Raw genomic sequence first — 6,306 nt, 5'->3', positions numbered from 1 at the left:
GTTCGTGCACATGATGCGCGTCTTCTTCACGGGCCGCCCCGCTGCTCCCCAGCGCGGCGGACACGGCGGCCGCCCGGGATGCCGCACGGCAGACGGCGGCCCGGCGCCCCGGACGCCAGGCCGAGCAGGTGGTGCAGGTGCAGATCGGGCGACTGGAGGTCACCGCGGGCGGATCGCCCCAGGGCGGCGGCAGCGGGCCCCGGCCACGGGCGGCGGAGCGCCCCCGGGCGACCGTCAGCCTGGCGGACTACCTGGCCAGGGGGCGCGAGTGAGCCCCGGCCGGACGGCAGACGTACGACGAGAAGCAGCAGGACCAGGACGCGGAGAGGGACCGAGGAACTGACGCCATGAGCAACGCACTTGCCCTCGCCCACGTCACCCAGGCCCTCGCCCTGCTGATCGAGGACAACCTGCCGCCGGACATCGACATCGCGGTGAAGGTCGAACCGCGCAAGCCGCCGGCGGATCCGCCGGCCGAGCCGACCATCACCGTGTTCCTGTACCAGGTCACGCCCAACACCTCGCAGCGCAACAACGACCTGCCGACCCGGGCGCCCGACGGCACGCTGGTCCGGCGGCCGGCCGCCGCGCTCGACCTGCACTATCTGATCAGCGCGTACGGCGAGGAGGCCGAACTGGTCGGGCAGCGGCTGATCGGCTCGGTGGTGCGGACCCTGCACGAGATACCCGTGCTGCCCAGGGACATCATCGAACTCGCCGGTCAGCGGCCCCACTTGAGCGGGAGCGACCTGGCCGAGGCGGCGCAGCGGGTGCGGTTCACGCCGACGGCGATGGACGTCGACGAGACGTCCAAGCTGTGGGGGATGCTGCACCAGACGCCCTACACGCTGTCGGTCGTCTACCAGGCCGCGCTGGTCTTCCTCGACGGCCGCGGGACGCCGGCGCGGGCGAAGCCGGTGGAGCGGCCGGAGGTGCGGGTGCTGCCGTTCGGGGCGCCGGGGGCGCCGTCGCCCGGACCTGTCGGTGAGGAGCCGGTCGTGCCCTCGCGGGAGCCCGCGGAGCCCGCCGGCACACCTGCGAAGGCCGCGGCCGGGGCCGAGGCGAAGGCGCCCGCGAAGACGACCCGGAGCCGCAAGTCCGCGCAGCCGGCCAGGACCGGGAAGAAGGCGGCCGCCAAGCCCGCGAACGCGAAGCCCGCACGGCCCCGGCAGACGGCCGGGACGGCGGACAGCGGTGAGGACACGGAGAGCTGAGGCGCATGGGAGCGACGGGGGCGGGTGAGGACATGGGAGCACAGCCGACGGCCGGGGGCGCCGCCGCACAGGACGGCGGTACGACGCTGACGGCGGAGATCCGGCGTGTCCTGGCCCGCGTCGACGCGCACGCGCTCGGCGGCACGGAGGGCAGGGCCGACGGCGGTGAGGCCCGCGGCACCTTTTCCGACTCCGCCGCCGAGGGCGCCCTTTTCGAGTCCCCCGACGGTGGGGACGCCCACGGCCCGCTGCCCGAGGCCGCCGAAGGGCGGGGCGCCCACGCCCCCTTGCCCGAGTCCGTCGACGGCCCCGGGGTCGCCTCCCTCGACGCCCTGGTCACCTGCTTCGGGCTCACCGCGTTCGAGCGGGACGTCGTACTGCTGACCGCGGCGCAGGAGCTGGAGCCCACGACTGCCGCGCGCTGCGCCGCCGCCGGCGGTGACCCCGAGCGGGCGTACCCGACGTTCTCACTCGCCCTGGCCTCCTTGGACGAACCGCACTGGAGCGCGCTGCTGCCGGTGTCGCCGTTGCGCCGCTGGCGGATCCTGGAGCTGGACGACGCGTCACGGCTGACGACCTCCCGGCTGCGGCTCGACGAGCGCATCCTGCACTTCCTGCTCGGCTCGCCGTACCTCGACGCCCGGCTGCACGGGCAACTGCGCCGCACCCCCGTGCCGGACCGGCTGCCGCCGTCGTACGACAGGGCCGCGAGCGGTGTCGCGGCGGGCTGGACGGACGGCGCCCGCCCCGACGCGCCGCTGCTGGTGGAACTGGTCGGCGGCGATCTGCGCAGCCGTGCCGACATCGCCGCCGCGGCGGCCGCGCGCGCCGGGCTCGCGCTGTACGCGGTGAGCGCCGAGGACATCCCCGCCGACCCCGCCGAGCGCGACCGGTTCGCCCGGCTGTGGCAGCGCGAGGCGATCCTGCTGCCCGCCGCGCTGCTCGTGGAGTCCGGCGAGCCGGACCGCGAACAGCGGGTCGCCACGGAGGCGTTCCTGGCCTCGGCCGCCGTACCCGTCGTCGTGTCGAGCGACGACCCGCGCCGCACGGACCGCCCGCACGGCACCCGGGTGGGCGTGCCTCCGCTGGCCGACGACGAGCAACTGGCCCTGTGGGCGGACGCGTTCAGCGACGTCGCCGACCTGGAGGAAGGCGAACTGCGGGCCCTGGTCTCCCAGTTCCAGCTGCCGCCGCACGTCGTCCGGTCCGCCGCCGCCACGGTCCGCCGGGAACTGCCCCACGAGGACGAGCTCGACGCCGCTGCCCTGGCCTGGCGGGCCGGTCTGGACGAGGCCCGGATCGGCATGGACGAACTCGGCCGCCGGATCGAACCGCAGGCCGGCTGGGACGACCTCGTCCTGCACGAGCGGCAGACCGGCGTCCTGCGGGAGATCGTCGCGCACGTACGACAGCGCGGCCTGGTCCACCAGGAGTGGGGCTTCGCGGCGACCCTGCGCCGCGGTCTCGGCGTCACCGCGCTGTTCGCCGGCGGCTCCGGCACCGGCAAGACCCTGGCCGCCGAGGTGATGGCCCGGGAACTCGGCCTCGACCTGTTCGTCGTCGACCTCTCGCAGGTGGTCAGCAAGTACATCGGCGAGACGGAGAAGAACCTCCGCCGCGTCTTCGACGCCGCCGAGCGCGGCGGCGCGCTCCTGCTCTTCGACGAGGCCGACGCCCTTTTCGGCAAGCGCAGCGAGGTCAAGGACAGCCACGACCGGTACGCCAACCTCGAGGTCAGCTACCTGCTCATGCGGATGGAGGCCTACCGCGGCCTCGCCATCCTCACCACCAACATGAAGAAGGCCCTCGACAACGCCTTCCTGCGGCGCATCCGCTTCGTCGTCGACTTCCCCTTCCCCGCCGAGCACGAACGCGCCGAGATCTGGCGGCGCGTGCTGCCGCCGCAGGCCCCGGTGAAGGACATCGACCCGCACCTGCTGGCGCGGCTGACCGTCGCGGGCGGCTCGATCCGCAACATCGCCCTGTCCGGGGCGTTCCTCGCCGCCGAGGAGGGCGAGGCGCTCCAGATGCGGCACATGCTCGCGGCGGCCCGCACCGAATACCTCAAGCTGGAACGCTCCTTGACGCCGACGGAGGTCCGCGGATGGGTGTGACACGGATGGGTGTGCCGCGGACCGGCGTGACTCCGGTGGGTGGCACACGGACGGGTGCGCCACAGACCGGTGTGACTCCGGTGGGCGGGGCACCGACGCCGCGGGAGATCCGCGTGGAGATAGGCGAACTCGTCCTCGACGGCTTCCGCGCGGACCCGGACCGGGTGGCGGCCGCGTTCGAGCACGAGCTGACCCGGCTGGTCCGCGAGCGCGGCGTGCCCGCCGACGGCCCGTGGACGGCCGATGTCCTGTCCGGCCTGCCGCCGCTGCCCGCCGGGCTGTCCGCGCGCCGGCTCGGCCAGGAACTGGCACGCGCGGTGCACGAGGGCCTGTGCGGCCGCGGGGAGGTGACCTCGTGAGCAACTCCCGCACCCAGGACAGCGGTTCCGAGCAGTCCGCCGAGCAGCGCCGCCGCAAGCGCAAGGAGCGGGCCGCCAAGTCCCGCGCCCCCGAGCCCAAGGACATCGTCGGCGGCGCCGGCCAGCCGCTCGACCCGGGCGTCCGCCGTGAGCTGGAGGAACGCCTCGGCCACGACCTGAGCCGCGTACGCCTGCACACGGGCCGCGACGCGGGCCGGCTGACGGAACTGCTGGGCGCGGACGCGGTCGCCGTCGGCCAGGACGTGTTCTTCCGCGAGGGCACCTTCATGCCCGGCACCGACGAGGGCCTGCGCCTGCTCGCCCACGAACTCCTGCACACCGTCCAGAACCCGCACGGCCTCGGCGCGTTGCGGGCCGGGCGGGAGCTGGGCGCGGTGAGTCTGCCGCAGGAGGGGATCGAGCGGGAGGCGGAGTCGGCGGCACAGGACCTGGTGCGGGATCCGGAAGCCGCTGCCCCGGAGATCGAGGAAGGGCGGGGGACGCCCGGGTGGCTGCGGTACGCCACCGTCGACGCCGACCGCCGCCGCATGGAGCAACCGGACCCGGCCACCCTCGTCGACCGCCTGGCCAACACGCTCCTGCGGTCCCTGCGCGGCGACCCGGAGGACCGTTCGGGCCGCGTGCGGATCCAGCTGGCCCGGATGGCGCCCGAAGTGCAGGACAGCGTCCTCGACCGGCTGGAACTACGCCTGCCGGCGCCCGTCGTCGACCGGCTGCTGGAGGGCGTGGAGGAGACCGAGCGGTCGGGCCCGCCGCCGCTGGACGCCGCGACGGCTCCGCACGCCGTGCCCGGTGCGGCGGAGGAGGTCGAGGAGGAGCGCGAGCGGGCGGAGCCCGAGGCCGGGAATCCCCCGGAGCGGGACGCACGCCAGGACGAGCCCGGCACCGGACGGCACGAGGGCGCGCTCGGGGACGACCGGGAGGAAACCCCGTCCAATGAGGCGGATCCCGAGAACGCCCCGGGTGGCGCGGGCTCGGCCACGCCGGCCCCGGGCGGCGCGGGCACACCTCAGCAGGACGCGGCGAAGGACGAGCAGGAGCGCTCCCAGGACCAGCAGGAGGAGAAGGACGCCTCCGCCCGGGACACGCGGCAGGACGCCGCTGACGAACGTCAGGAGGCCTCCGACACCGAGCGCGAGCAGCAGGAACAGGACAAGCAGGACGAGCGGGGTGCCGAGGAGGACGCGGGCGGAGGCGAGGACGAGCCCGCCCAGGAGCCCGAGAAGCAGGCCGTCGAGCAGGAGCAGCGGCAGGACACCGCAGCAGGGGACGTCGCCCACCGCCCCGCCTCGTCTCCAAGCGCGGTGGACCGCAGCGGAACCGAGCCGGGGGAGAAGTCCCGGACCGGCGGTGACACCGCAGCGGCGCGCGCGACCGGGGACCCGGAGAACGAACAGGACTCCGACGACGAGCCGTTGGGTCTGGACGCGGAGCCCGCACAGGACGGTGCCGAGCAGGACGCCGGAGACGACACGGCCTCGGCCGCCGGGCAGGAGCCCGGACCCGACGTCGACCTCGTCGGCTACACGGACGCGGCGAAGAACCCCAACCTCGTGGAGGAACGGCGCAAGGGCACGGCCCCGCCGCCCAGCCTGTCGGCCACCGTCGACGTTCCGGCGGCGGAGCCGGCACCACAGCAGACCGAGTCCGACACACCCCGGGAGGCCGCGTCGCGCGCCGAGGAGGACAGCGGCAGCGAGACCTTCGACAGCCTCCTGAGCGGTCCGACCGACGGGCAGACCGATCCGTCCGGATCGGGCGGCGAACTCCTCACGGCGTCGCCGGGCGTGACCGGCGGTGCCGTGATGGCGGACGCCGCCGGGGCGGACCGGGACCGCGAGCACGCGGACGAACGCAAGGCGGACGCCGAGGCCGCACGGCGTGACGAAGAGGCCAGGGCCTCGGACGCCGGGGCACCCGGGGCGACTGTCGGACCCACGGAGACCACCCCGCCGGACCAGTTGGCCAAGGCAGGGGAGGACGCTCGTACGCAGGGAGCCGGTTCGGCGTCGCCGTCCGGTGTCCCGGCCGAGGGCACGGGCCGCAGCGACACCGCCACCAAGCCGGAAGCCGGGAAACCCGACCGCAGAACTGGGCAGACCGGGGACGGGAAGAGCACACAGCAGCAGGACGGCAAGGGCGTCGACGGCCCGGTCGGCAAGAGCGGCAGCGACCCGGACCAGGGAAGGACCGGCCCTGAGCCCTCCGCACCCGCCGGTGGGGACGTCACACCGGGCAAGGGACCCGCCACGTCCCCCGGTCCCGCCACCGGCCCCGACCACGTCTCCACACCAGGTCCCGCCGCCGCTCCGCGACTGGCCCCGGGCAACGGACCGTCCCCCGCGGCCGCGGGCCCGGAGCCCCGGACCAACACGCCCAAGGCCGCCGAGTCCACGGGATCCGGCGGGAGCGGCTCCCAGGGCCCCGGCGGAACGTCGGGCGGCTCGGCGACCTCGCGCTCCCGGTCGGCGAGCGGCAAGCGCCAGGCGGCGCGGCAGGCCGCGAGGACCGCGTCCCGCCGCGGGGGAGGCGGCGGGGCCCGACCGACGCTGCCGATGATGTCGAACGTGGTGCCGCTGTGCGGCCCGGCCGTCAGGA

The 6,306-nt window shown here is 75.3% G+C and carries 5 protein-coding genes; all 5 read left to right on the top strand.

The window, feature by feature from the left end:
* Nucleotides 1-137 precede the first annotated feature (137 nt).
* Nucleotides 138-272, top strand: a complete 135-nt coding sequence (locus ABZ948_RS40560; RefSeq protein ID WP_359768145.1) for a hypothetical protein — start codon at nucleotides 138-140, stop codon at nucleotides 270-272.
* 75 nt (nucleotides 273-347) lie between these two features.
* Nucleotides 348-1,214 carry a Pvc16 family protein gene (locus ABZ948_RS40555; RefSeq protein ID WP_359768144.1) on the top strand — a complete coding sequence of 289 codons (867 nt, stop codon included), beginning with the start codon at nucleotides 348-350 and terminating at the stop codon, nucleotides 1,212-1,214.
* Between the two features lie 5 nt (nucleotides 1,215-1,219).
* On the top strand, nucleotides 1,220-3,328 hold the full coding sequence (locus ABZ948_RS40550; RefSeq protein WP_435857806.1) for an ATP-binding protein: 2,109 nt from the start codon (nucleotides 1,220-1,222) through the stop codon (nucleotides 3,326-3,328).
* 113 nt (nucleotides 3,329-3,441) lie between these two features.
* The gene (locus tag ABZ948_RS40545) at nucleotides 3,442-3,687 is read left to right on the top strand and encodes a hypothetical protein (protein WP_359768143.1); all 246 of its coding nucleotides are present in this window, start codon (nucleotides 3,442-3,444) and stop codon (nucleotides 3,685-3,687) included.
* Nucleotides 3,684-6,306: eCIS core domain-containing protein (locus tag ABZ948_RS40540; RefSeq protein WP_359768142.1), on the top strand; the 2,623-nt coding region annotated here is incomplete at its 3' end. The genes ABZ948_RS40545 and ABZ948_RS40540, both read left to right, overlap by 4 nt.

Source organism: Streptomyces olindensis, assembly GCF_040645895.1.
Taxonomy (GTDB): domain Bacteria; phylum Actinomycetota; class Actinomycetes; order Streptomycetales; family Streptomycetaceae; genus Streptomyces; species Streptomyces olindensis.
Note: the sequence above shows the minus strand (reverse complement) of the source record. Positions and strands in the feature narration are given on the sequence as shown.

Coding starts and splice junctions, on each gene's coding strand:
- ABZ948_RS40555 (WP_359768144.1), top strand. CDS start 348: ATGAGCAACGCACTTGCCCTCGCCCACGTCACCCAGGCCCTCGCCCTG.
- ABZ948_RS40550 (WP_435857806.1), top strand. CDS start 1,220: ATGGGAGCGACGGGGGCGGGTGAGGACATGGGAGCACAGCCGACGGCC.